Origin of the sequence: Sphingomonas crusticola (genome assembly GCF_003391115.1) — a bacterium.
Lineage (GTDB): Bacteria > Pseudomonadota > Alphaproteobacteria > Sphingomonadales > Sphingomonadaceae > Sphingomonas_I > Sphingomonas_I crusticola.
Genome location: NZ_QTJP01000001.1, coordinates 2536599 through 2562474 on the forward strand (window position 1 = coordinate 2536599; position 25876 = coordinate 2562474).

At 65.1% G+C, this 25876-nt stretch carries 18 protein-coding genes, 1 tRNA gene, 1 pseudogene and 1 riboswitch; of the genes and pseudogenes, 15 read left to right on the forward strand and 5 right to left on the reverse strand.

The features are described 5' to 3' along the window. Positions 1-81: 81 nt before the first annotated feature. The 3 genes from DX905_RS12110 to DX905_RS12120 all read left to right on the forward strand — a co-directional run bounded on the left by DX905_RS12110 (position 82) and on the right by DX905_RS12120 (position 3997). Positions 82-1074, forward strand: coding sequence for a FecCD family ABC transporter permease (locus tag DX905_RS12110; RefSeq protein WP_116091568.1), 993 nt, complete (start codon positions 82-84; stop codon positions 1072-1074). Further along, positions 1068-1829, forward strand: coding sequence for an ABC transporter ATP-binding protein (locus tag DX905_RS12115; protein ID WP_116091569.1), 762 nt, complete (start codon positions 1068-1070; stop codon positions 1827-1829). The genes DX905_RS12110 and DX905_RS12115 overlap by 7 nt, the downstream gene beginning before the upstream one ends. 21 nt (positions 1830-1850) lie before the next feature. Beyond that, positions 1851-2037: riboswitch (cobalamin riboswitch) on the forward strand. A gap of 76 nt (positions 2038-2113) precedes the next feature. Beyond that, positions 2114-3997, forward strand: coding sequence for a TonB-dependent receptor plug domain-containing protein (locus DX905_RS12120; protein ID WP_116091570.1), 1884 nt, complete (start codon positions 2114-2116; stop codon positions 3995-3997). A gap of 46 nt (positions 3998-4043) precedes the next feature. Here the strand turns inward: DX905_RS12120 and DX905_RS12125 are convergent. Then, positions 4044-4474: pseudogene (locus DX905_RS12125) on the reverse strand (pyridoxamine 5'-phosphate oxidase family protein). Positions 4475-4556: 82 nt separating this feature from the next. Between DX905_RS12125 and DX905_RS12130 the strand changes: the two are divergent. The 3 genes from DX905_RS12130 to DX905_RS12140 are packed head-to-tail and all read left to right on the forward strand — an operon-like array spanning position 4557 to position 6935. Further along, positions 4557-4895, forward strand: coding sequence for a DMT family protein (locus tag DX905_RS12130; RefSeq protein ID WP_116091571.1), 339 nt, complete (start codon positions 4557-4559; stop codon positions 4893-4895). A 31-nt stretch (positions 4896-4926) separates the two neighbouring features. Continuing rightward, complete coding sequence (tsaD, locus tag DX905_RS12135; protein ID WP_116091572.1) at positions 4927-5961, forward strand: tRNA (adenosine(37)-N6)-threonylcarbamoyltransferase complex transferase subunit TsaD; 1035 nt, start codon at positions 4927-4929, stop codon at positions 5959-5961. Next, the gene (locus tag DX905_RS12140) at positions 5958-6935 is read left to right on the forward strand and encodes an NAD(P)H-dependent glycerol-3-phosphate dehydrogenase (RefSeq protein ID WP_116091573.1); all 978 of its coding nucleotides are present in this window, start codon (positions 5958-5960) and stop codon (positions 6933-6935) included. Before tsaD ends, DX905_RS12140 begins: the two co-directional genes overlap by 4 nt. Positions 6936-6944: 9 nt before the next feature. On the opposite strand, the gene DX905_RS12145 is transcribed toward DX905_RS12140, so the two are convergent. Then, complete coding sequence (locus DX905_RS12145) at positions 6945-8783, reverse strand: AsmA family protein (RefSeq protein WP_116091574.1); 1839 nt, start codon at positions 8781-8783, stop codon at positions 6945-6947. Between the two features lie 38 nt (positions 8784-8821). Further along, positions 8822-8989, reverse strand: coding sequence for a DUF1674 domain-containing protein (locus DX905_RS12150; RefSeq protein WP_116091575.1), 168 nt, complete (start codon positions 8987-8989; stop codon positions 8822-8824). 38 nt (positions 8990-9027) lie between these two features. Between DX905_RS12150 and DX905_RS12155 the strand changes: the two genes are divergently transcribed. The 3 genes from DX905_RS12155 to DX905_RS12165 are packed head-to-tail and all read left to right on the forward strand — an operon-like array spanning position 9028 to position 12726. Then, on the forward strand, positions 9028-10302 hold the full coding sequence (locus DX905_RS12155; protein ID WP_116092528.1) for an RsmB/NOP family class I SAM-dependent RNA methyltransferase: 1275 nt from the start codon (positions 9028-9030) through the stop codon (positions 10300-10302). Positions 10303-10354: 52 nt separating this feature from the next. Then, on the forward strand, positions 10355-11020 hold the full coding sequence (gene rpe, locus DX905_RS12160; RefSeq protein ID WP_116091576.1) for a ribulose-phosphate 3-epimerase: 666 nt from the start codon (positions 10355-10357) through the stop codon (positions 11018-11020). Next, positions 11020-12726: a heparinase II/III family protein gene (locus tag DX905_RS12165; RefSeq protein ID WP_116091577.1), complete on the forward strand. Its 1707-nt coding sequence runs from the start codon at positions 11020-11022 to the stop codon at positions 12724-12726. The genes rpe and DX905_RS12165 overlap by 1 nt, the downstream gene beginning before the upstream one ends. Positions 12727-12882: 156 nt before the next feature. On the opposite strand, the gene DX905_RS12170 is transcribed toward DX905_RS12165, so the two are convergent. Further along, a complete protein-coding gene (locus DX905_RS12170; RefSeq protein WP_116092529.1) occupies positions 12883-17532 on the reverse strand; it encodes an NAD-glutamate dehydrogenase in 4650 nt (1549 codons plus the stop codon). A 201-nt stretch (positions 17533-17733) separates the two neighbouring features. On the opposite strand from DX905_RS12170, the gene DX905_RS12175 reads away from it, so the two are divergent. Together DX905_RS12175 and DX905_RS12180 are read left to right on the forward strand one after the other, a co-directional pair. Beyond that, positions 17734-17809: transfer RNA gene (locus tag DX905_RS12175), tRNA-Thr, on the forward strand. A gap of 224 nt (positions 17810-18033) precedes the next feature. Beyond that, positions 18034-19053, forward strand: a complete 1020-nt coding sequence (locus tag DX905_RS12180; RefSeq protein ID WP_116091578.1) for a glycoside hydrolase family 5 protein — start codon at positions 18034-18036, stop codon at positions 19051-19053. Here DX905_RS12180 and DX905_RS12185 read toward each other — a convergent pair. Beyond that, positions 18934-20205, reverse strand: coding sequence for a glycosyltransferase (locus DX905_RS12185; protein ID WP_116091579.1), 1272 nt, complete (start codon positions 20203-20205; stop codon positions 18934-18936). The genes DX905_RS12180 and DX905_RS12185 overlap by 120 nt on opposite strands. Before the next feature lie 465 nt (positions 20206-20670). Here DX905_RS12185 and DX905_RS12190 point away from each other — a divergent pair, with 465 nt between their 5' ends. From DX905_RS12190 to DX905_RS12205, 4 genes are all read left to right on the forward strand, one after another. Then, positions 20671-20886, forward strand: coding sequence for a hypothetical protein (locus DX905_RS12190; RefSeq protein WP_116091580.1), 216 nt, complete (start codon positions 20671-20673; stop codon positions 20884-20886). Between the two features lie 309 nt (positions 20887-21195). Next, a complete protein-coding gene (locus DX905_RS12195) occupies positions 21196-22338 on the forward strand; it encodes an MvdC/MvdD family ATP grasp protein (protein ID WP_116091581.1) in 1143 nt (380 codons plus the stop codon). 152 nt (positions 22339-22490) lie between these two features. Next, complete coding sequence (locus tag DX905_RS12200) at positions 22491-23717, forward strand: HlyD family secretion protein (RefSeq protein ID WP_205412247.1); 1227 nt, start codon at positions 22491-22493, stop codon at positions 23715-23717. After that, the gene (locus DX905_RS12205; RefSeq protein WP_116091583.1) at positions 23714-25822 is read left to right on the forward strand and encodes a peptidase domain-containing ABC transporter; all 2109 of its coding nucleotides are present in this window, start codon (positions 23714-23716) and stop codon (positions 25820-25822) included. The genes DX905_RS12200 and DX905_RS12205 overlap by 4 nt, the downstream gene beginning before the upstream one ends. Positions 25823-25876: the final 54 nt, after the last annotated feature.

Genomic DNA, 25876 nt, shown 5'->3' on the forward strand with positions numbered 1-25876 from the left:
AGGGTTAAGTGAAACGCCCTAATCCCGTTCATCCGCGCGTGCGGCTCGACTTGGCGGCGGGGCAAAGGCTAGGGATCGCGCGTGGGGAAATCCTCGGTCCGTATCGATCTTGCGCTGGCGCTGGTCGCCCTGCTCTGCGCGGCGGTGTCGCTCGGCCTTGGGCCGGCGCATCTCGGCTGGGGGCGTGCCTTCGCGGCGCTGACGGGGCAGGGCGACGCGATCGCCGGCACGATCGTGTGGGAATTGCGGCTGCCGCGTGCGCTGCTCGCGCTGATGGTCGGCGCAATGCTGGGTGCGGCAGGGGCGGCGCTGCAGGGCTATTTGCGCAATCCGCTCGCCGATCCCGGTGTGCTCGGGACTTCCAGTACGGCCGCATTGGGCGCGGTTGTGGCGCTTTATTACGGGTTCGCCGCGGTGAGCCCCCTTATGTTGCCGCTCTTTGCCATAATCGGCGCGCTCGCGGGATTGGTGCCGCTGCTGTTGCTCGCGGCACGGAGCGAAGGACCGCTTGCCCTGATCCTCGCCGGCGTTGCCATCGCCACCGCGGCGGGGGCCGGGATCAGCCTCGCGCTTAATCTGGCGCCCAATCCGTTTGCCGCGATCGAGATCATGACCTGGCTGATGGGTAGTCTCGCCGACCGCTCCTTTCTCCACGTCTGGCTGGCATTGCCGTGCATCGCCATCGGGCTTGGCCTGATCCTGCTAGAGGGTCGCGCACTCGACGCACTGACACTGGGCGAGGACGGCGCGATCGCGCTGGGCGTCAATCTCCCGCGAACCCGGGCTCGGCTGCTGATCGCGACCGCGATCGGCGTCGGCGGGGCGGTCGCGGTATCGGGCGCGATCGGCTTCGTGGGCCTGGTGGTGCCGCATCTGTTGCGGCCCTTCACCGACCGGCGGCCATCCTCCCTGCTAATTCCGTCCGCGCTGGGCGGGGCAGCGCTCCTGGCCGCGGCGGACGCGCTGGTGCGCACGGTGCCGACGCTGGAGGAGCCGCGCCTCGGCGTGGTCACGGCATTGATCGGCGTGCCGATCTTCCTCCATCAGCTTGTGCGGGCACGGCGCGAATGGTGAGGCTCGACCGGGTTTCGGTGGCGCTCGGCGCGCACCGGGTCGTCGAGGCCGCGACCGCCGATCTGGCGGGCGGCGTGATCGGCCTGATCGGCCCCAATGGCGCGGGCAAGTCGACGCTGGTACGCGCGATCGCGGGCCTGATCCCGCACGAGGGCGCTATCCTGATCGATGGCACGGCCATCGACAGTCTGTCCCCACGCGAGCGGGCGCGGCAGATCGCCTATCTGCCGCAAGGGCAGAACGTGCATTGGCCGCTGACGGTCGAGCGGCTGGTCGCGCTTGGTCGGTTGCCGCATCTGGCGCCGTTTGCGCGGCCGGCGGCAGCCGACCAAGCGGCGGTCGAGGCAGCGCTGGAGCGGACCGATCTCCTCGGTTTGCGCACGCGTCCGATCGACCAATTGTCGGGCGGTGAGCGCGCGCGCACCTTGCTGGCGCGGGCGTTGGCGGTCGAGGCGCCGCTGCTGCTCGCCGACGAGCCGCTCGCCGCGCTCGACCCGGCGCATCAGATCGAGGTGATGGCGCTGCTACGAGGCGAGGCCGCGCGCGGTGCGACGGTGATCGCGGTGCTGCACGACCTCACCATTGCCGCGCGCTGGTGCGACCGGTTGCTCCTGATCGACGAGGGGCGGCTTGTCGCGGACGGCCCGCCGCGCGAGGTGCTGACGGCGGATCGGATCGGGTCCGTCTACGGCGTGTCCGCTTTCATCGGGGAGATTGAGGGCCAGCCGCTCGTCGTTCCGCTGACACATCATTGACCGCAATGCAGCATCTGCCCTAACCGCAGTCCCGCGACAGGTTCTCCTTCGGGAGATGAAAAGGGAAGCGAGTGAAATGCTCGCGCTGCCCCTGCAACTGTAAGCGGTGAGTGTCCGGCCGATTAGCCATTGGGGTTCCGATCCCGAGAAGGCGGCCAAAGCGCGATGACCCGTGAGCCAGGAGACCTGCCCGTCGCGGCTGTCCACCGTTCGGCCAGGGTGCGCCGCGCGGTCGAGGAATTTCCTCGTGAGACGGCATTTGTCGTCAACCGCGAGGAAGTATCATGTTCCGTTTCAAGACTGTCCTACTGGCGAGCGTCCTCGCCACGCCCGCTTTCGCCCAGCAGGCATCGCCCCCCGATGCCGCAACCGATGCCACCGAAGTGGTCGTCACCGCCGTTCGGACGCCGACCGCGATCGATCGGGTCGCAAGCTCCGTCACCGTGATCGACCAGGCGGCGATCGAGGCATCGCAGCAATTCACCATCTCGGATCTCATCGTCCGCACACCCGGCGTGACCGCATCGCGCACGGGCGGCTTCGGTACGACGACCGGCGTGCGCATCCGCGGTGCCGAGAGCGACCAGACCGTGGTCGTGATCGACGGTGTGAAGCTGAACGATCCGGCGGCGCCCGGCGGCGGCTATGATTTCGGCGACCTGTTCGTGGGCGATGCCGCACAGATCGAAGTGTTGCGCGGCCCGCAATCGACCTTGTGGGGCAGTCAGGCGATTGGCGGCGTCGTCAATATCGTCACAACGCTGCCGAGTGCGGGCACCCAAGGATCGGCGCAGGTGGAAGGCGGATCGCGTGGCACCGCGAGCGGCCGGGCGGCGGTCGGCGGCGCCAGCCAGAGCGTGCAGTGGCAGCTGGCCGGCAATGCCTTCCGTACCGATGGTATCTCGGCGATCGCGCCGGAATATGGCGGCCGTGAGCGCGACGGCTATCGCCATATCGGCGGCAGCGGACGCGTGCTGGCGGACGTCACTTCGAACGTCAGCGTCGATCTGCGCGGCTATTGGAGCCACGGTAAGGTTGACCTCGATTCCAGCTTCGGCGCGCCCGACACAGCCGAATATCAGAAGTCGACCAACTGGATCGGCTATGCGGGCGTCAATATCGCCTTGCTCGACGGTCGTCTCAAGAACCGCATCGCCTATACGCGCGACCAGATCGACCGCGGCAATTTCGATCCGAGCCTTGGCGCCGATGACAAGACGTTCGATTCGCGCGGACGCAACGATCATATCGAATATCAGGGCAGCCTTGCGATCGTGCCGGGCTGGGACGCGATCTTCGGCGCAGAGCATGAGCATTCCAGCTTCCGCGCCGCGTCTCCCTATAGCAATGACCGCGCCAACGTTTCGATCGACAGCCTTTACGGCCAGATCAACGGGACGGTGCTCGATCATCTGACGCTCACCGGCGGCGTGCGTTACGACGATCATCAGGTCTATGGTGGCAAGACCTTGTTCTCGGCAGGCGGCGTGTGGGCCTCGGGTGGCACCATCGTCCGGGCAAGCTACGGCGAGGGCTTCAAGGCGCCGACCTTGTACCAACTTCATAGCGATTACGGCAACCTGGCGCTGGAGCCGGAGCGCGCACACGGCTGGGATGCGGGCATCGAGCAGCGTCTCGGCACGCATTTCACGGTTTCGGCAACCTGGTTCGACCGCGACACACGCAACCTGATCCAGTTCGCATCAACGCCACCGCGCGCCGACCGGCCGTTCGGCTATTATTCGAACGTCGCCAAGGCCAGCGCACATGGGATCGAGGCGGCCGCCGCGGCGATATTCGGGCCGCTCGCTTTCCATGCTAACTATACATGGACGGACGCCGAAGATCGCTCACCCGGCACTGCCCATGGCAAGGACCTCATCCGCCGCCCGCATGACACGGCGAGTGCCGATGTCAGCTATCGATGGTCGTTCGGCCTGGTCATTACCGCGGCGGTGACGAGGGCCAGCCACAGCTTCGAGGACGCGGCGAACACGACCCGGCTGGGCGGCTATACATTGGTCGATCTGCGCGCGGAGCTACCGATCGGCCATGATCTGACGCTGTTCGGGCGGGTCGAGAACCTGTTCGACGAGAAGTATCAGACGGCCTACCGCTACGGAACGCTTGGCCGCAGCTTCTACGGCGGCGTGCGCGCCAAGTTCTGACGACATCCCATCGTCACCCCGGAACCAGTCCGGGGTGACGATGGGCTTAAACCTGGATTTCCCCTTCGTCCTCGCCGTCCCAATAATGGATGCGCGAGGCATGGACCTTGATCAGCACCAGACGGGCGTCTCGACGCCGTCCTTGAACCAGCGTTCTAGGTCCTTATTCCAATGGGCTTCGAACTGATTCTTGTCGCGGATCAGCTCCGCCTGGCCTTCGATGGCGACAAAGAAGGGACGCATGCCGAGCATGCCGGCCTTGCCCTGGAAGGAAAGTCCAACCTGCGGATCGCGGCCGATATCCTGCACCATCAGCGTGTCGTCGGAGGTGAAGTAGAAACTGTCGCCGTCATAATCGACGTCGCGATTGTTGCTCATCGGGCGCGCGCCGATGGCGCCGTTGGTGGCGCGGGTCGAGAGCATCGTGAAATCGATGTCGCGCATCTTTTCTGAAATTTCGGCGAGCGTCTTGGTCATGCATCGGGCTCCTGTTTTGCGATTGAACGCTTCGCCTGCGACAGAGGTTCAGCACGCGACCGCGAAACGGGAATCATGACCGATGCCGACGATCCTCCTGCTGATTTTATCCAATCTTTTCATGACCACCGCCTGGTATTGGCACCTCAAAGGCGGGATGCACAAACAGCTGTGGCTGGTGGTGCTGATCAGCTGGGGCATCGCCTTCTTCGAATATTGCCTGGCGGTGCCGGCCAATCGGCTCGGCTATGCGAGCGGATGGAGCGGGGGGCAGCTAAAGATCGCGCAAGAGGCGATCACCCTGATCATCTTCGGCGGCTTCATGGTGCTGGTGCTGGGCGAGCCCTTGCATTGGCGCCACCTTGCCGCCTTCCTGTGCATCATGGCAGCGGTGGCCTTCCTGTTCGTCGGCAAACCTTGAAAGCCGGCGAAGGCGCGCGCAGAGGGTCGCGGTGGCGCTGATCCTCGGCCTTGAATCCTCATGCGATGAGACCGCGGCGGCGGTGGTGACCTCGGACGCCCGAGTGCTGTCGCACAGATTGGCGGGGCAGGAGGCGGCGCATCGTCCTTATGGCGGCGTCGTGCCGGAGATTGCGGCGCGTGCCCATGTCGAGGTGCTGACGCCGCTGACGGAGGCTGCGCTCAAGGACGCCGGGGTCACGCTCGGACAGATCGACGCCATCGCCGCGACGGCCGGGCCGGGGCTGATCGGTGGAGTCATGGTCGGGCTGGTGACGGGCAAGACGCTCGCGCTGGCGGCAGGCAAGCCTTTCATCGGCATCAACCATCTCGAAGGCCACGCTTTGTCGCCACGGCTCGCCGATCCGGATCTGGAATTTCCCTATCTGCTGCTGCTCGTATCGGGCGGACATTGCCAATTGCTCGAGGTACGCGGCGTGGGCGATTATCGCCGGCTGGCGACCACGATTGACGACGCTGCCGGCGAAGCGTTCGACAAATCGGCGAAATTGCTGGGGTTAGGCTTTCCCGGCGGTCCGGCGGTGGAGGCGGCCGCGCGCGCGGGCGATCCCAAAGCGGTGCCTTTGCCCCGTCCTCTGGTGGGCTCGGCCGAACCGCATTTTTCTTTCGCTGGTTTGAAAAGTGCGGTGCTGCGCGCGCGCGACGCCGGCCTCTATTCGGCGGAAGATATCGCGGCATCGTTCCAGCAGGCGGTGATCGACTGCCTGGTCGATCGCACGCGCCGCGCGATCGGGCGCGCATCCGGGATGAATGCCTTGGTGGTGGCGGGCGGTGTTGCCGCCAACGATGCGATTCGCGACGCCCTGCAGACGCTGGCCGGACAGCATGATCTACGGTTCGTCGCTCCGCCAATGTGGCTTTGCACCGATAATGCCGCGATGATCGCCTGGGCGGGCGCGGAGCGGTTCGCGCTGGGCCTGACCGACCCGCTCGACATGCCGGCGCGCGCGCGCTGGCCGCTCGACCCTTCGGCGGAAAGGGCGCGCGGCGCGGGGGTGAAGGCATGAGGATCGGCGTGATCGGCGGCGGGGCCTGGGGCACCGCGCTGGCGCAGGTGGCGAGCGCGGGCGGCGAGGTCTTGTTGTGGGCCTACGAACCGGAAGTGGTCCAGGCCATCAACGCCGCACACGAAAATCCGATCTTCCTGCCCGGGGTTGCACTGTCCCCGGTCATCGAAGCGACGGGCGATCTCGCGGCTCTGGCGCAGTGCGAGGCTTTGCTGGTGGTGACGCCGGCGCAGCATATGCGGCACATTTTGGCGGCGGCCCCGATCGACGAGCGGCCGCTCATTCTGTGTTCCAAGGGGATCGAAGCCGAAACGATGGCGCTGATGTCGGAGGCGGCGGCGGAGACGTGCCCCGCCGCGCCGATCGCGGTCTTGTCCGGACCGACCTTTGCCAGCGAAGTCGCCAACGGCCTGCCGACGGCGGTGACGCTTGCCTGCGCGGATGAGGCGGTGGCAACGCGGCTGGCGACACGCATCGCCCGGCCCGGCTTTCGCCCCTATCGCTCGACTGATGTCGTGGGCGCCGAGATTGGCGGTGCGGTCAAGAATGTGCTCGCGATCGCCTGCGGCGTCGTCGAGGGCGCCGGGCTCGGCAAGAATGCGCGCGCGGCCCTGATCGCGCGCGGCTTTGCGGAGATGACGCGTTTCGGACTGGCGCGGGGCGCCAGACCGGAGACGCTGGCGGGCATGTCCGGCCTGGGCGATCTGGTGCTAACCTGCTCGTCGGAGCAATCGCGCAATTTCTCGCTGGGGATGGGCCTCGGCCAGGGGCGCGATGCGGCGAGCATGATGGCGGACCGCCGCACGGTCGCCGAAGGGGCTTTCACCGCGCCGGTGCTGGTGCGGGCCGCGCGGGCCGTCGGCGTCGAACTGCCGATCTCGGAAGCGGTGGCAGCTTTGCTGGAAGGCAAGGTCAGCGTGAATGCCGCGGTCGTGGCGCTGCTGGCGCGGCCGTTAAAGGACGAGGCGATTTAGAACGAGGTGCTAGCGCAGCGCTTGCGCCGCGAGCCCGGCGCAATCAGCGTCGGGCGCCGGCTCGACATGCGGCCCGGCAATGGCATTGCCGATCAGCTTGAAGACGGTGCCGACCGTCTTGGGCACACTCTGCGGCACCACCTTGGGCTCCGACAGGCTTCCGGACACGATGATCGGGATAGGCAGGCGAACCGCATGTTTGAGCTTGGGCTGGCCGGAAAGCGTCAGGCCCAGCCGCTCCGTCGCAAGGTTGATCGTGCCCTTGCCCTGCGTGCGGGAGACGTCGGTATCGAGCAGCAGCGGCGCCGCCGTGGCGATACCGCCCTTCATGTCGAAGCGGGCGATGAGGCAGCGCAGCGCTGCCTTGTCCGATTTGTCCTCGAACAGCGCACGACCCGCATCGGAGCCTAGCAACAAAGCGGCGCGGCGATTGACCGCGCCATTCCGGCCGACGACGCCGATGGTACCGCTGGCCTGGCCGATCGCGGCACGAACCGTGCGCCCGCTGCCCTCCAAATGTATCCGCGCCGCCAGCGCTCCCGAGGCAAGATCGCCGAGCATCGCCTCGAGTCGGGCATTACCGACGCGTAGATCGAGCGTCAGGCGAGGCGTGCCCGATTGGTGTCGGACGCGGGCCATGCCCGTCAGCCGGCCCTGGCCGAGCGTGGCGACGAGCGGCTTGGCGGTAAGTACGCCATGGTCGAGCGTAAGCGTGCCACGCAGCGCCCGGAAGGTCGAAGGCTGCTTGAACAGCAGGCGCTTGATATCGAAATCGATGGTGCCGTCCGTGCGCTGCATATGTTCGAGGTGGATCGCGGTGTCCGGGAAAATGCGCGGGCCGATCGCCTTGCGCTTGGCGGCGGCGCGGGCGAGCCCCTCGTTGGAGGCGAGATCGTCGAAGTCGAGGCCGGTCGAGACGATATTGCCGTCCACCCTTGTGCGCCCATCGCGCTTCGCCACGGTGACGTCACCCGCGAGCGCCGAGCGGCCCAGACGGAGATCGAGTTTGCGAACCGCCCAATCCGCGCGGTCGTGACGCAGGTTGGCGGTCAGCCGCACCGGCTGGGTTCCGGGCAGGCCTGCCTCGATCAGCAAATCGAGGTGCCGTAAATCGTCGCCCCACGCGGTGGCGCGGGCGTCGAAATGGCCAAGGTCGAGCGGATGATCGGCGCGACCGATCAAGGTGCCGTTGGCGATAGCGGAACGATAATCGAATCGGAACGGCCAGGGCTTGTTGCCGGTCAAGGCCGCGCCCGTGAGCGCGATGGTGGACGGATTGCCGGCGAGGCTCCCGCGTCCGGCAAGACGCAGGCCCTGATCATCCGCCATGAAGGGCGCGGTGAAACGATGATTGCGCTTGCGATCGTCGAGCGTCAGCAACCCATTACGGATCGTGAGGTGCTGCAGCGAGCCGCCACCACCTTTTCCTCCGCCCCCGAAACCCTTCCAATTGGCGTGGAGCGGGTCTTGGCGGAGCAGCGCGATCGTGAGTCCGTCCACCTCAAGCGAGTGCGGACGTGCCTGACCGAACATCAAGGGTATGATCGGCAGGCGCACCAGCGCCGAGCGTATGACGATCATGTCGCCCCCACCCGCCCACTCGGGCTGGGCGACGCGTATGTCGCGGATGCGCAGATCCGCCTGCAGGAAGCCGTGATCGATCCGGTCGAGCGCGCCGACCGTGACGGCGCGCCCAAACTGGCGCGACAGACTCTGTTCCAGCGGCCCGCGCAAATAGGCCCAACCATAGCTGAGGATCAGGAAGATGATCAGCAATAGGGCGAGGATCGTGCCGCCGACGGCATACCAGACGCGGCGATGACGCCTGAAAAATGCCGGAACATCCACGCCGCGGGAGACGCATGAGCTACCCCAGTCGTTCCGCGTCAGAAATCAATCGCGATGCCCTTCTTTTCCCAATCGCCGTAGCGGACGGGCGAGAGGCCATCGGGGTCGGCCTCGGGGATGGCCTCTTCCGGCACGGGCACGGGCGGGCTGGGCGACAAATGCGCGGGCGGTTTGACGTGGGGCGGACGGCGGGAAGGTTCGGTCATCGTTGCGGCTCGCGCTGTTCGGCTCCATGTGGGCTGCGATGACAGAACAGACAAGCAGCGATCCCCAACCAGCCGGCGTTGCCGCGCGCGCCGCGGCCTTGCGCCTGCTGGAGGCTGTGCTGCGGCGCGGGCTGCCGCTTGAGAGCGCGCTCGACAATGCCACGCGCGGATTGGAACGCAGCGACGATCGGGCGCTGGCCCATGCGCTGGCGGCCGAAGTCCTGCGGCGACTGACCGATCTCGATGCGCTGATTGACAGCGCCACTGCCAAGGCCTTGCCGGACGATGCCAAGGCGCGGTTCGTGCTGCGGATCGCGCTGGCGCAGGCGCTGCAATTGGGCACGCCGCCCCATGCCGCGATCGCGACGGTGCTGCCGCTGGTCGATGGCGGTCCGCGGCGGCTGGTCCACGGCGTGTTCGGGACGCTGATGCGCAAGGGCGTGCGCATGCCGGACGTGCCGTCCCTGCCTGACGGGGTCGCGCTGCGCTGGCACGGTGCATGGGGTGATGACATGCTGGCGGCGGCCGAGCAGGCTATCGCGGCGCCGCCGCCGCTCGACCTGACCCTGCGCGACGCGGGTGGAGACTGGGTGGACAAGCTTGGTGGCCTCAGCCTTGCGGCGGGCCATGTCCGGCTCCCGGCGGGCGCGCGCATCACCGAATTGCCCGGCTTCGAAGAAGGGGCGTGGTGGGTTCAGGACATTTCGGCGTCGCTGCCGGCGCGGCTGATCGGCAGCGGAAGCGGGCGTGCGCTCGATCTCTGTGCGGCACCCGGCGGCAAGACGATGCAGCTTGCCGCGGCCGGTTGGGACGTGACCGCGCTCGACAATGCGGAGCCGCGCCTCAAGCGGGTGCGGGAGAATCTGCAGCGGACAAGGCTGAAGGCAAAGCTCCTTGTCGGCGATGCGCTGACCTTCTCCGACGCGCCCTATGACGCGGTGCTGCTCGACGCGCCCTGCTCGGCGACCGGCATCTTCCGGCGCCATCCCGACGTGCTGTATCGCGTCAAGCCGCGCGCCATTGCCGCGCTCGCGGAGCAGCAGCAGGCGATGCTGGCGCGTGCGGCCAGCCTGGTGAGGCCGGGCGGGCGGCTAATCTATTCGGTCTGCTCACTCGAGCGCGAGGAAGGGGAGCGGGTGGCCGACGCCTTCCTCGCCAGCCATGCCGGCTTCGCCGCCGAGCCGGTTACAGCAGAAGAATTGCCCAGGGGACTGGCACCGGACGAGGCGGGGCGGGTGCGCGTCTTGCCCGGCGCATTTGCCGCGGAGGGCGGCGCGGACGGCTTCTTCGTGGCGCGCTTCCGGCGGAACTGAGCGCACGATCAGGGCCATTGCCGGTCCCGAGCGCGCATCCTAAAGCTTAGGGATGGCCCGTCCGATCCTGATTTCCGCCTCGATCCTGTCCGCCGATTTCGCGCGGCTCGGCGATGAGGTACGGGCGGTGGATGCGGCGGGCATCGACTGGATCCATATCGATGTGATGGACGGTCATTTCGTGCCGAACATTACGTTGGGACCGCAGACGGTTAAAGCGATCCGTCCGCACACGACCAAGACGTTGGATGTCCACCTGATGATCGCTCCAGTCGATCGCTATCTCGAGGCCTTCGCCGAAGCCGGAGCCGACCTGATGACGGTCCATGCCGAGGCGGGGCCGCATCTGCACCGCACGATCCAGGCGATTAAGGGGCTGGGTAAAAAGGCGGGGCTGGCGCTCAATCCTGCGACGCCGGTCGAAGCGGTCGATTATGTGATCGAGGACCTCGACGTGATCATGGTGATGAGCGTCAATCCGGGCTTCGGCGGCCAGAGCTTCATCGACAGCCAATTGCGCAAGATCGAGGCGTTGCGCGGCCGGATCGACGCCAGCGGGCGCGATATCGGGCTCGAGGTCGATGGCGGGATCGGGCCGCAGAATATCGCCAAGGCGATCGCCGCGGGTGCCAATATCCTTGTCGCCGGCACGTCCACCTTCAAGGGCGGCCCGGCCAGCTACGCCGCCAATGTCGCCGCGCTGCGCGAGGCGCGCTGATGACCGACGAGCCCGGCGCGGGCGACGATGACGACCAGGGCAAGCGCCAGCTTCGCGCGGGCGAGCGGCCGGGTACATCGCTGACCGAGAAACTGGGTCAAGGCATCAGGCGGCTGTCATGGCGGACGCCGGTTCACAAGCTGCGCCTGCGGGGGCGCTATCCGCTGCAATTGCTCGACGTGCCCGCCGATCCGATTCCGGGCAATGCGGCGGCCGGGCGGGCCTTGCTCGAAGGACGCATGGTAGCGGCCGGCGAGAGTATCGCGTTCGACGCGCTCGGCCGAGGCGGCTTTTCGCCTGCCTTCGCGGACTATTGGCAGAGCTTCGCCTGGCTGCGCGATCTTGCCGCCGCGGCTGATCGGCGGACCGCAACTCCGGTAGCCGACGGGTTGATGCGGCAATGGCTCGCGGCGCACGCGCGGACGGTCAGCGAACCCGCCTGGCGCCCGGATCTATGGGGCCGGCGCATCCTGTTCTGGACGGCTTATGCGCCGATCCTGCTCGACACGCGCGACGCGGAGTATCGCAAGGCGGTGCTCAACGCGCTCGCGCGCGGCGCGCGCCATCTCGACGGCGCGGCGGATACGGCGCCGCAGGGGCTGGCGCGGGTGACGGCCTGGGCGGGTGTGATAGCGGCGGGCCTGCTATTTCCGGGCGGCGACCTGCGCACGGCGCATGGCGAGGCGGGGATCACACGCGCGCTGGCGCTGGCGGTGCATAGCGACGGCGGGCTGATCTCACGCGCGCCGGTCGAGCAACTGGCCTTGGTCGAGCTGCTGGCGCAGCTGCGTGGCGTCTATGAAGTGCGGGCGCGGCCGCCTTCGGGCGCGGTCGCGCTGGCGCTCGCCAATGCGGTGCCGGTGCTGGCGAGCGCGACGCTGGGCGACGGCGCCTTGTCGAGCTGGCAGGGCGGCGGTCCGGCTGGCGCGGCGCGGGTGGCGGCGGCGCTGGCTGCGATCAGCGTGCGCGGCGGGACGCGCGACGATGCGCGTGACTGGGGTTATCAGCGTTTCTGCTGCGGGCAGACGCGCCTGATCGTCGACGCCGCACCGCCGCCGGCGGCAGCGCTGGCGCGTGGCGCGTGCGCTTCGACATTGGCATTCGAGTTGTCCGATGGCCCGCAGCGGCTGGTCGTCAATTGCGGTGGGGGGGCGGGGCTGCCGGCCGAGCTGGCGAGGGGGCTGCGCACCACTGCGGCGCATTCCACCCTGGTGCTTGCGGAGACGAATTCGACCGCGCTCCATCCGGACGGCGCGATGGGGCGCGGCGTGACCGAGGTCGAGATGACGCGCAGCGACGGGGCGGAGGCAAGCCGGATCGAGGCGGCGCATGACGGCTATGTCAAACGCTTCGGCTTCAGCCATGTCCGGCGCCTGAGCCTGACCGCGGACGGCCGCGCGCTCGATGGCGAGGACCGGTTGGTGCCGGCAGGGCGCAAGAAGGCGGCGTCGACGCCGCTGGCCTTGTGGTTCCACCTCGCGCCGGGGATCGAGACGGTGCTGACGACCGACGGTCAGGGCGCCCTGCTGCGCCCGAGCACGGGGCTAGGCTGGCAGTTTCGCACGCGCGCGGGTGCGCTGTCGCTGGAGGACAGTTTGTGGATCGACGGCGCGGGTCGGCCACGCGCGGCAAAGGCTTTGGTGGTCGCCCTGGATACGCCGGAGACGGGCGCGACCATCCCCTGGTCGTTCCGGCGGGTGCGCTGAGCTTTCGTTGAGCAGCAAGGTCTGCAGCTTCGTCCGTGAAAATTAAGGGTCGTCACCCCAGCGCCGGCTGGGGTCCACGTCCCTTTCCACGAGCGACATCGTTTGCCTCGATAGAGATGGACCCCAGCTTGCGCTGGGGTGACGGCGCTACTTCAGTTACCGCCCCAACAACCCCCGCGCCTGGGCGGCGACCTGCGCCAGCATCGCCGCGCTCGGGGTCGGGGCCAAACGCGCACGGTCGATGAGGGTGCGGAATTGGTCGACGCGAGGGGCCTGCGCCTTGAGCCAGGTGTCGACCGCCTGTTGCGGATCGCCGCCGCCGGCGCGGGCGAGGAATTCGAGGCGAAGCTGCTCGAAATCGCGGGCGAGGCCGGCCGCGAGCAGCCGCTCCCATGGATCCGACGAAACAAAGCGTAGCGCCGCCTGCTTGGCCCAGTCGAGACCGAGCGCTTCGCCCAGCCGGACATAGGCCTGCGTCACGGCCAACTCGTCGGCGGAGATGCGGGCGGCCAGGCTGGCGGTGCCGATCGCACCGTCCAGTTCGTAGAGGCGGACGATGCGGGCGATAATGTCGTCGCTCGCGCCGTCCGTGCCGAGGCGGGCGCGCAACGCGGCCGCGCCGGCGCGTGCTTCCTGCTTGAGCAGGCTGTCGATGCGGGATTCAAGGCGCGCGACGCCGGGCGCCAGCTTGGCCGCCACCTCGCCCGCGACGATATCGCCGCCCGCGGCCCGCATCGCGTCGGCGACGTGGAGACGTGCGGCCGAGCCGGCGGCGGCGAGCAGTGCCAAGCGCGCGGTTTCCGGCATCGCCGCCTGCTCGATCGCCTCGAACATCGGCTCCAGCCCGAAGATCGCATCGACCGCGAAATACGCCGCAGCGACCTGGGAGAGCGCCGCGCCTTCCTCCTCGGCCAACTCGAACGGTGTCACCAGGCCGAGCCGGTTCACGATGCGGTTGGCCATCTTGGTGGCGATGATCTGGGGTGCCAGGCGATGGTCGTCGATCGCCTGCGCGAAGCGCGCCTGCATCGCGGCCGGGAAGGCGGCATGGAGCAACGGACGCAGCAACGGATCGGCGGCAACGTCGCTCGCCTCGATCGCAGCCTGCAGTGCGAGCTTGCCGTGGCTGAGGATGACTGCAAGCTCGGGCCGGGTCAGGCCATGGCCTTCCTGCGCGCGGCGCAGCAAAGTGGCATTGCTCTCGATCCCGTCGACGCTGCGATCGATGCGGCCAGCGGCTTCCAATATCTCGACCACGCGCAATTGCGCGGGGAGGGCCGCAGCGCCGCCATGTTCGGCGAGGCTGAGGCCGAGCGTCTGGAGGCGGTTATCCTCCAGCACGATATGCGCGACATCGTCGGTCATCTCGGCGAGGAAGCTGTTGCGCTCCTCGAACGGCAGGCGGCCCTCGTTCATCTCGCGGTTGAGCGCGATCTTGATATTGACCTCGTTGTCCGAGCAATCGACGCCGGCACTATTGTCGATGAAGTCGGTATTGATGCGCCCGCCGCTCTCGGCGAACTCGATCCGCCCCGCCTGCGTCACACCCAGATTGGCGCCTTCGCCGATCACCTTGGCGCGGATTTCCGCACCGTTGACGCGGTGCGCGTCGTTGGCGGGGTCGCCGACCTCGGCGTTGGATTGGAAGGCGGCCTTCACATAGGTGCCGATGCCGCCGAACCAGAGCAGGTCGGCCGGCGCCTTTAGGATCGCCGCGATCAGGCCCGACGGATCGAGCTCGTCGGCGTCGATGCCGAGCACCGCTTTCACCTCGGCCGAGATCGGGATCGCCTTCTGGGTACGCGGATAGATGCCGCCGCCGGTCGAGATCAACGCCGGATCGTAATCCGCCCAGGACGATCGCGGCAGCGCGAACATGCGGTTGCGCTCTTCCCAGCTGCGCGCCGGATCGGGGTTGGGATCGAGGAAGATGTGGCGGTGATCGAACGCGGCCACCAATTTAAGCGCCTTGGACAGCAGCATGCCGTTGCCGAAGACGTCGCCGGACATGTCGCCGCAGCCCACCACCGTCGTCGGATCGGTTTGCACGTCGACGCCGCGTTCGAGGAAATGGCGCTGGACCGAAACCCAGGCACCGCGCGCGGTGATCGCCATTGCCTTGTGATCGTAGCCATGGCTGCCGCCGCTGGCGAAAGCGTCGCCCAGCCAGAAGCCGCGCTCTTCAGAGATGGCGTTGGCGATATCGGAGAAGGTCGCGGTGCCCTTGTCGGCGGCGACCACGAAATAGGGGTCGTCGCCGTCATGGACGCGGACGCGTTCGGGATGGACGACCGCGCCTTCGACCAGATTGTCGGTGACCGACAGCAAGGAGCGGATGAAGACGCGGTAGCTTTCGGTCCCCTCGGCCAACCACGCATCGCGGCTGGCGACCGGCGGCAATTGCTTGGGGTAGAAGCCGCCCTTGGCACCGGTCGGCACGATGACGGCATTTTTGACGACCTGCGCCTTCATCAGGCCGAGAATCTCGGTGCGGAAATCGTCGCGCCGGTCGGACCAGCGCAGGCCACCGCGCGCGATCGGCCCGCCGCGCAGATGGATGCCCTCGACGCGGGGCGAATAGACCCAGATTTCGCGCCACGGCAGTGGCTTGGGCAGGTTCGGCACCAGCGCGGAATCCATCTTGAACGCCAACGCCTCCTGCGCGGCGGGCGCGAAGGCGTTGGTGCGCAGGATCGCGCGTACGACACCGGCAAGGCGGCGCAGGATGCGATCGTCCTCGATCGAGCCGACCTGGGCTAGCGCCGCTTCGAGCCGTTCGGCGGCGGCGCGGTCGTCGCCGTCGCCGTCGGGATCGTGGCGTGCGTCGAAAAGGGCGATCAAAGCGCGCGCGACTTCGGGCGCGCGGTCGAGCGCATCGGCCACGGTCTGCAGGCCGTAAGGCAGCCCGGTCTGGCGGAGATAACGGAACCAGGCGCGGGCGAGCACGACCTCACGCGGGTCGAGGCCGACGCCGACGATCAACGCGTTGAACGCGTCATTCTCAGCCTTGGTCGCCAGCACGGCGGCGATCGCCGTCTCGGCGACAGCGGCGCGGGCGAGCAGGGCGTCCGCCACCTCGGCCGTGTCGGCCTCGAGCAGGAATTCGTGGATATAGGCGGCATTGCCGCCGTTGAGCGGGGTCGGAATCTCTTCCAGCACCCGAAAGCCGAAATTCTCGAACACGGGCACCGCTTCCGATAGCGGGATCAGTTCGCCCAGCCGATAGGTCTTCAGGCGCAGACGCGCCCCGTTGTCGCTGGCGGCGCGATACAGGCGCACCGCGCGCGAGCTTGCATCCTCCAGCTCCGCCAGCCGCTGGATATCGGCGGCGGCTTCGTCGGGGGTGGACCGGGTGCGGTAATCGGACGGGAAACTCTCGGCCCAGTCGAGGACGAGGCGCGCGGCGCGGGTGGGGGCAGCGCTCTCGCCGAGCTTCATCTCGATCGCGGGCGCCCAGCCGCGCAGCATATTCTCGAGCTGGCGGTCGAGCGCGGCCGCATTGGGCATCGCCGCGCCGTAGGGCAGATCGAGCGTATAGCGCAGCAAGGCGAGATCGCCTTCGCCGAGATCGAGCGCCCAACTCGTCACGGGCGCTTGCGCGGCGCGCTCGAGCATCTGCTGGATCGCCTCGCGCTGTCGCGTCGTCAGCGCCTCGCGCGGTAGCCAGACAAAGGCGAACAGGTGGCGCAGCAGCGGCCCGGGGGCGAGCACCAGCTTGGGCCGGGGCCGATCGGCGAGGCTCATCGCAGTCAGCGCGACCTCCTCCAGCACGGCCGGCGAGAAGGTGGCGAGAATGTCATGGGGCAGATCCGACAGCGCGTGATGCAGCGCCTTGCCGGCGTGCGACGACGGGCTGAAGCCGTATTTCTCCTCGATCTGGGCGAGGCGGGTGCGCAGCACCGGTACCTTGTCGGAGGGCGCGCGCAGCGCCGCGCTGGTCCACAGACCGGCTGTGATCGACAGGCCGACGATCGTGCCGGACTGGCGCACCGGCACGATCAGCAGATCGAGCGCGGCGCGGCGGTGGACGGTGGCCAGACGATCGCTCTTGACCACGAGCGGAGCCTCGCCGCCCTGTTCGAACCAAGCGAAGGCGGCGGCGCGCGCGGCGTCCGACCACAAGGGCTCGCCGGCTGCGCGGAGAACGCCCAAGCCCGCTTCATCTGAACCGTCGCGGTGCTCGACATGGGCGCCCAGCAGGGTGAAGTGGCGTTCGAGGAACCAGCGCAGCAGGGCCGCGCCTTCGCCGTCGGGCAGTGATTGGGCGGCGTCGCGCAGCGCCAGCTGAAGCCGTGGCCAATCCTCCACCGCGGCGCGGACGTCGCCAAGCATCGCGGCGAGATCGGCCTCCAGCGTGCGGCGGATCTTCGCGTCGACCCGGTCGACCTCCATATAGATCATCGATTCGCGCCGCTCGCCGCTGGTGCCGGCGGGCAGGATCGCGCTCAGCGCGCCATCGCCGTCGCGACGGACGGACAATACGGGGTGGAGCAGGCGGTGAACGTCGATGCCGCGCGCGCCCAAGGTCGCGGCGACCGAATCCACCAGGAACGGCATGTCGTCATTGACCACGCCCAGCCGCATGCGGCGCTGAACGCTGTCGCCGCCGGTCGATTCCAGCGCGATCGCCGGTTGGCCGGGCGTGCGGCGCGCCGCGATCCGCCCCATGAAGGCGGCGGCGTCGGCGCGCGCATGATCGTCGAAATTATCCGTCTCGCCGGGCAAGGCGCCTTCGACGAGGGCCGCGGCGATAGCGGCAGCGGCCTCCTCCCCGATTGCGGGAGTGGCCAGATCGCTGTTCGTCATCCTGCTCTCCGCACGATATGCGACGCGCATCCGTGCACTGCTGTTCGGTCAATGCGGGCCCTATGCGCCTGTGCGACAAGCGGGACAACCCGCGGCGGGCCGGGTTCAGCCGGACATCATCGCGGCAACTGGCAGGTGTGGGCAGAAGCGCAGGTGCCTTGTCAGTTTCCCTAAGCGCTGGTAACGGCCCGCTTCCGGCGCGCCGCCTTAGCTCAGCTGGTAGAGCATCGCATTCGTAATGCGAGGGTCACAGGTTCGAGTCCTGTAGGCGGCACCACCTTCTGAAAGCAGCTTTGGCCAGGTCAGCCGTGATGGCGGTTGACCGGGCGCAACGTGCTAAGCCGCATGGGTCCGACGTGGGACGTGTCTCGGTAGACGTAGCGGCGGATTTGGCCTCAGGTCGGGGCATGTCGAAGGCGCCACGTAGAAGGGATCCACAACTTCCCGGGCGCATTGCAAGCAAGTCAAACAGCCGTCATTAATCCAAAGGAGCCCTTTGGAGTGGAGAGGCCCCTGCGATTAAGTCGATACGACAGCAAGCCGTCGGCGGCCACGCCCAAGCAACAGCTTCGGAAGCTTTTTTTTAGCGAGGGCGCTTTGCGGTCCGCAGGCGGCGAAATCGTCGTGATGCGGGGTATGTCTTTGTTCTGGAGCCAGTGGTCACCGCAATTTTACAATGCGGATGTCGTGCGCTGGCTCGCGCAGGACTGGAAGATCAGTGTCATTCGTGCGCCTCTCGCCGCAACCCGGCCGGGTTATCTTTCGCACCCCCAAGAAGAGATGGACAAGATATCGGTCGTCATAGAGGCGGCACTCCAGAACGCGATCTATGTCATCGTCGACTGGCATGCCCACGACCCGGAGACCGATGCGGCGGAGCATTTCTTCTCTTCCATCGTGCGCCGGTTCGGCGACCGCCCGAATATCTTGTACGAGACGTGGAACGAGCCGGGTCCGTCTTATTCCTGGGAAGCCGACATCAAGCCGCACCACCAGCGCATGCTGCGCATAATCCGGCAAGGCGCGCCCAGCGCGTCGCTCATTCTCGGCACGCCGGATCACTGCCGAGGGGTCGATGTTGCGGCCCGATCCCCGCTCGACGCTGAGAATGTTGGATATGCGCTGCATTGGTACGCCGGTAGTCATGGCGAGGGTCTGCGCCGCCGGGTGCAAGTTGCGAAGTCCCGCGGAGCCGCCGTGATCGCTACGGAATGGGGCGCCGGCGATGCAACCGGCGGGGGTAGGCTCGCGCTGCGGGAAGCACGCCAATGGCTAAGATTCCTGGAAAGACACCGCATCAGCCACCTTAACTGGTCCCTCTTCGACAAAGCCGAAACCTGTTCGGCACTCATGCCCGGCGCGGATCCGACAGGGTCGTGGGACAGGCACGACCTCAGCCCATCAGGCCGCTTCGTACGCAGATACCTGCGCGGGCAGGCCAGGCTTACCCGCATCCGCGAAGCGCTCGCATATATAGGTTTCGATCAGTCGCACGCCGTCGGCCGCGGCGTTCGCACCTAGCATCGAGCGGCGAGCCCGCCGGCACTGCTCGCCGACATAGCCACTGCGCAGCGTGTCCAGCAGCAGCTCGCCCCACTTCTCCCCCGAATAGCGGTCGGACAGAATGGCGGAACCGAGCCCCAACATGGCAACCCGCATGGCGTTGTCCGGCTGGTCGAAGCGGCCCGGTATCACCATCTGGGGAATGCCGGCCCGCAGCGCCTGTGCCGTGGTTCCGATCCCGCCGTGATGGACGAGCGCGCGGGACTGCGGCAACAGCCAGCCCAGATCGCTGAAAGCCTTGCACAATATCCGCGGATTCCGCCGGTGCACGGGCGGAATATGCTGGCTCAGGAATATGCCCGGTGCCTGCACGCATTCCAGTGCCGCAGCGGCATTCGCAAAGAATCTGTCCGTTTCGGTTACGCCTGTGCCCGGTGTGAATACGACCGGCGGGCCGTTCGCGCGGATGAAACCGGCAATCTCCTCATCCCTTATGCCGCCATCGGTGAAGGGAAAGCCGATCGTGTGGACGTTCGAGGGCCAGTCGAGCTGCGGCATCGCGAACCACTCCGGACACATCATCAGCACGAAATCCTCGACGGGATCGCGCGGTCGAAATAGGCTGATCGGCGCAAGACCGACCGAGGATCGGAAGGCATTCGTATATTTGCGATACGGGCTGGCCGCTTCGAAGCCCTTATAGATTGCGGGCACCACGATATTGCTGCCAATCCAGCCGATCCTTCCTTTCGTAAGGACGGTCATCGGCCAAGGGGGGCGCAGGTACGAGCGCACCACCGAGGGTTGCAATGCGACGCGGCCGTTCAGCAGGCCAAATTTTTCGGCCGCGCACTCCATTCCAAGCATGTTGACGCGATATACGAGCGCTAGCTTTCGTGAATGCCTGACCTTCCCCGCGACAAAATCGTAGGACACGCGAAATGAATCCAGCGTGTTGGACAGAAAGAATTCATGGTCGTCACGGCCGCACTGGGGATCATCGGCCGGTGCAATCGCCACAAAGGCTGCGCCAGTCGACCTGGCCGCATCCCCCCAGTTTTCATTTGTCAGCAGCGTGACTGAACAGCCTTTATTGGCCAACCGCCGGGAAAGCGCAAGAAACGGACTAATGTCGCCCTGTGTTCCGAGCGTACAAAGCACAATCTCCACGCGACAAATGTTCCCTGTTATTAAGACATCAATTCACAGCAAAGCTGATCTGGATTAAAGGATGCAACCCCCAAACAACCAGACAAGAGATTGCTTAGATGGTAGGATCGTATGCGATACTCCTGGGAGTCATATTGCGTGAATCCGATTCGCGGCCAAACATAACAATACACATCACGTGAATTCATCGTGTTTCTTATCCATCATAACAAATTTACGATGTACGCAATTCAAGATCAGCATTTTGCTTAGAATCAATAGAAAACACATATCGAAGCAACATAGCAATCCCCAAATCGTATCGAAATCGGACGGACTTTTGATCTAAACTCATGAGTGTACCGGTAATGCTAAGGAAAAGACCGAAACGGACGTAACGGGTACTTGACGGGTCATTCTCGCACTGAGTAGCCATGTTGAGCTAGCGCCAAGGCTGCCAATTTGACCTTTAACAGGGAGAGTCGAATGCAAACCCTTCAGAGAGCAGTTGCCGAGATTCGTGAATTGGAAAACGAGGAAATTGATCTCGTTGCCGGTGGTAGTGGCTTTTGCATAAGCTCGGAATCCACCAACAGTGCGACGAACTCGCAGCAGACATACGCCGCCTACGGTCATGTCTATGTTGTTACTGTTCAGGATGACAGCAACTCCGACACCGTCACGAGCTTCGGCTGGGACTGATCAGTCCGCAGGAACCCGTATGTATCTTAGAGAAATGACTGCGGCGTGGCCGGTGTAGTCGCATCGGCCGCGTCGTATATCATTCGCCGCATACGTAAGTGCGGGGACTAAGTACGGCTTTCTCTGAATGTTTACGGGGAGTTGGTCATCGCGACTAATTCTGAGGTTGTTATCATATGCTAAGGGCCTGATTCAAACTGACCGGGGGGATGGCAAGCCGTCAAGGCAATCATTGACAGGCGTATTGTCGTGTTCTGCAAGGCTTGAGTCGGCTTTCAAATGTGTCCGCCGAACAGGTTGCGAGTTACTATGAGCATCTTAATTATTTCGATGCCTAACGATATTCACGCGCTTTCTGTGAAGTGGGCCGTGGAACGACTTGGTGAACGGTGCGAGATATTTTATCCGTTTGACCTGAGCGGCGGCGCCGAGTGGGTGTTCGATCCCGCCGCCGAGGCTCTGCAAATCCGATACCGCTCGGAGCGAACCGAGTTGCGGTTTGACGATTTTCGCTCGGTGTGGATGCGACGCCCGCCGGCTAGAATTCCTCAGGAAGACATTTCCGATCAGCATGAGCGCGGTGTTTCCGAAGTCGAGTGCGGGATCCTGCTCGCGAGTGTGCTGAACAGGATCGAAACCGGGCGGTTCACTGTTAGCCCGCTCGACGCGATGCAAAGGGCGTCGCTGAAGCCTTTCCAGATGCGGGTAGCTTCGGAGCTCGGTCTGCAGATGCCCAGGTCGATAATTAGCAACGCGCGCGATGAGATCGTCCAGTTCTTCCACGCGTGCGGCGAGCGCATGATCTACAAGCCTCTCAAGCCGGCGTTGTGGCTGAGCGACGTGGATCGCTATTCAACCGTCCCGACAACCATCTTTACGGATACCAGGCTTTTGACCGCGGGTGCCGTCCAAAAGTCGCCCGCAATATTTCAAGAAGTGATCGACAAGCAGACCGAGGTCCGCGCCACGATCATGGGCCGCTCGATCTTCGCCTGGGAAAAGTCCTTCCCCAATCGGTCCGATCAGGATGTCGACTGGAGGTTTATGTACAAGGGAGCGACCCACGCGCGCCATGACCTCCCCGAGTTCGTCCAAGTACAATGCTTCCGTCTTATGGAGGCGCTGGGATTGGTTTTCGGGTGCTTTGATTTCGCCATCGACCGCGATGGCAACTACATATTCCTCGAGGTAAATCCCCAAGGAAATTGGCTGTGGGGTGATGAGATGCTCGGCCTGTTTCAATTGCAGGCGATGGCTGAGTTTCTGATCTCCGGACAGCCTGATTTCACTTACTCGGGACGGCAGAGCTTCCGCCTTTGCGACTATGATGGCGCGGAATATGATGCGGTGGCGCAGCGGGAAAAAATGCACCATCACGGCGATCTGATGACGTCGCTTTATGGTAGCGTGTCGGTCCCCTGGCTGCCGCCCCAGTCTGTCGTCGTTGCTTGATGGAGCATTTCGAAGCCCTGGCCGAGCATCGGGCGGGCGGATCTGAAGACGTATCCGCGGGCAGAGCCGCCATGAATGGTGGTCCTGCGCGCGACCTACCTCGCCCCAATCAGGTGGGGGCTGCCCCGCCGACAAACCTGTTCCGGCGGGAAATGATCGAAGGCCAGCAGCGGCGGCTGCAGGGCGAAATCCTGATCGGGGCCGCACCCAGATGGTATCTGGCCGGTTACGGCGTGATCGCGGTTCTGGTGCTTGCAGCATTATTCCTGTCGCTTGCCACCTATAGCCGAACCGAGACGGTGAGTGGCTGGCTGGTCCCGCAGAGCGGACTCAGCAGGCTTGGGGCAGCAGAAGGCGGGGTCGTCGAGGAAATCTATCTGGCGGAAGGTGCGGAGGTCCGCGCCGGAACGGCGATCGCGCTGTTGCGGCTATCGCGCCAATCACGCGGCGGCGACAGCGGCGATCTCATCGAGCGAATGAGCCTTGCTCAACTCACTGCCACGCGCGCGGAGGCTCAGGCAAAGCGCGCGATGATCGTCGCCAATCGGGGGGCGCTGGCGCAACAGGTTTCCACACTGGAACGCCAGGTCGGAGAGGCTCACACCATGCTGGCGGTTCTGCAGTCCAAGAGAGATCTCGCCAAGACCAAGCTCGACCGGGCAATGGAACTCGCCGGGAGAGGTTTCGTGACCGCGCAGACCGTGGATGATCTGCGCGGCGCCTATCTCGATTCCGCGCAGGCGATCTCGGCGCAGGAAGCGCAGATTTCGTCGCTACGCCGTGCCAAGGATGAGCTCGTCGCCCAGCAGGAGCAGATTCCGTTTCAGATTGCGCAGGCCAATGCCTCGGCCGGCTCCACCGATGCGGCGCTGTCCCAACAGCTTCAGGATCTCAAGAGCAGGAACTCCTATACCGTCAATGCCCCCTTCAGCGGAGCGATCATGGCGCTTCCAATCGTGAGGGGGCAAAGCTTGAGTCCAGGCGCTACGGTGGCCGTATTCAGCAAAACCAAGTCGGAATTGGAAGGCGAGCTGTTTGCGCCATCGAGCTCGGCCGGCTTGCTCGCGGTAGGCCAGGAGATTTCGATCCATTATCGCGCATTTCCCTACAAGCAATTCGGCTCCGCGTCGGCGCGAATTATCTCGATCTCGCGGGCGCCGTTGACGCCGGCCGAGGTGGCGGCGTCGGGTTTCAACGCCGCCAGTATTGCGGAACCGGTATTCCGCGTTCGGGCAAGGTTGGATAAGCCCTTCATGTTCGCTTACGGAAAGAAGGTGCCGCTGCAGCCGGGTTTCGCGTTGGACGCCGAAATCATCACAGGCCACCAGACTTTCATACAATGGATTTTTGATCCGCTATACGCGGTGGCGCGACGTTGACGTACATCCCGCAAGAGTTGCTGTTCCGCACGCAGCGCAAGACTCCCGTCATTCTCGCGAGCGAGCTTTCCGAGTGCGGGCTCGCATGCCTCGCGATGGTCGGGGCGTATCACGGTCACAATATCGATTTGAACGGCCTTCGCCACCGCGTGTCGGTTTCGGTTTCCGGAACCAATTTGCGGGGCTTGATGCAATTGGCGGATCAGATCGGTTTGAGCGCGCGCGCCCTGAAGGTTGAGCTCGGCGCGGTTGGCCAATTGCCGCTTCCGATCATCCTCCACTGGGACATGACGCATTTCGTCGTTCTGGAAGCCGTCAAGAACTCGCATGTCGTAATCCACGATCCAAGCGGCGGAAGGCGTGTGCTCTCGATCGCTGAGTTTTCGGAACACTTCACCGGCGTCGTGCTGGAGCTCCGCCGGTCGGACAATTTCGTGCCGATCGACGCCAAGACCAAGGTCGATCCGAAGGCGCTCTGGTCAAGCTTGCACGGCCTGTCTCGCAACCTGGTGTTCGTGCTTTTGCTCTCGATCGCCATCCAGACGCTCGCATTCGTATCGCCGCTCGAAATGCAAGTGGTGGTCGACCGCGTCATCGCCAATCAGGATACCAGCCTGCTGGTCGTAGTAGTGGTCGGCTTCGCTCTGGTCGGTGCCTTAGGCGCGTTGGTCACCGTCGTGCGCGACTGGACGTTGCAATTGTTCGGGTCGCAATTTGTCTTCCAGGCGTCCGGCAACGTTTTCCGGCACCTCCTTCGCTTGCCGTCGAGCTATTTCGAGAAGCGGCATCTCGGCGACATCCTGTCGCGCTTCGGGTCATTGCGAACAATTCAGGATGCGATCACGAAGGGGATATTGTCGGCGTTGATCGATGGCGGGATGGCGCTGGCCGCGATCCTGATCTGCTTCTTCTATTCGGTGCCCATCGCACTTACCGTGATCGGCTTCACCGTCTTGATCATGCTCCTCAAGATTGGAACGGTGCCGCTACTGCGGAGGCGCACGGAACAGTCGATTTCCTATTCCGCGAAAGAGCAGTCGATCCTGATGGAATCCATCCGGGGCGCGATCACGATCAAGCTGATGGGCGGCGAGCCTGAGCGGCACTCGGTCTGGCGAAACACGCTGAGCAAAAGCTTCAACTCCAGCGTCGGTCTGCAAAGAATTCAGGTTCTGATTGCGTTCGTGCAATCCCTCATCATCACCCTTCAGCTTGGAACGCTTATCTATCTATGCGCCGACAATGTCATCCACGCCGACGGGCTGTCGATCGGGATGATGTATGCGGTGCTTACCTATTCCGCCATTTTCAGCGACCGGGCAGGGGTGCTGGTGGGAAACTTACAGGAAGTCGCGATGCTGCGCGTCTATCTCGATCGGCTTGGCGACATTATTAGCACGCCTTCCGAAATCGACGACATTTCGGCGCTCACCGCGTTGCCGGCAAGCAAGACCATCTCGCTCGTGGACGTCGGGTTCAAATATGGTTCGACCGATCCCAATGTACTTTCGAAGGTCACCTTCGATGTCGAAGACCGGGATTTCGTGGCCATTGTCGGGCCCACCGGGGGCGGGAAGTCGACGCTGCTCAAACTGCTGCTCGGCTTGCACAGCCCGACCGAAGGCAATATCCTGATCGGAGGACAGTGGACCAGTCCGACGTTCTGGCAGGAGTGGCGAAGGAAGATCGGGGTCGTGCGCCAGGACGACCAGCTGCTGTCGGGGACGATCGCCGAGAATATCTCCTTCTTCGATCCTGACATTGATATGGTGCGGGTTCGCGAGGCGGCCGAGCTTGCCTGCGTCGGCGATGAAATTTCCCGGATGACGATGGGTTTCCAAACTCAGATCGGGGACATGGGCAGCAATCTTTCCGGCGGCCAGCGGCAAAGGGTCCTTCTCGCGCGTGCGCTCTATCGCAAGCCCGAGATACTGGTCCTCGACGAGGGCACCGCCAATCTCGATGCGGAAACCGAAGCGAGGATCACCGAGACGATCGCGCGCATGCCTATCACACGGATTGTCGTTGCCCATCGGCCGGCGCTGGTGGAGCGCGCGCAAAGGGTCTTCCGCGTTTCCGATGGCCGGGTGGAACAGATTCGGTGACCCAAGCCTTGCAAGATCGAGCGGAGCGGAGGTTTTCCCCCCCGATCTTGGAGG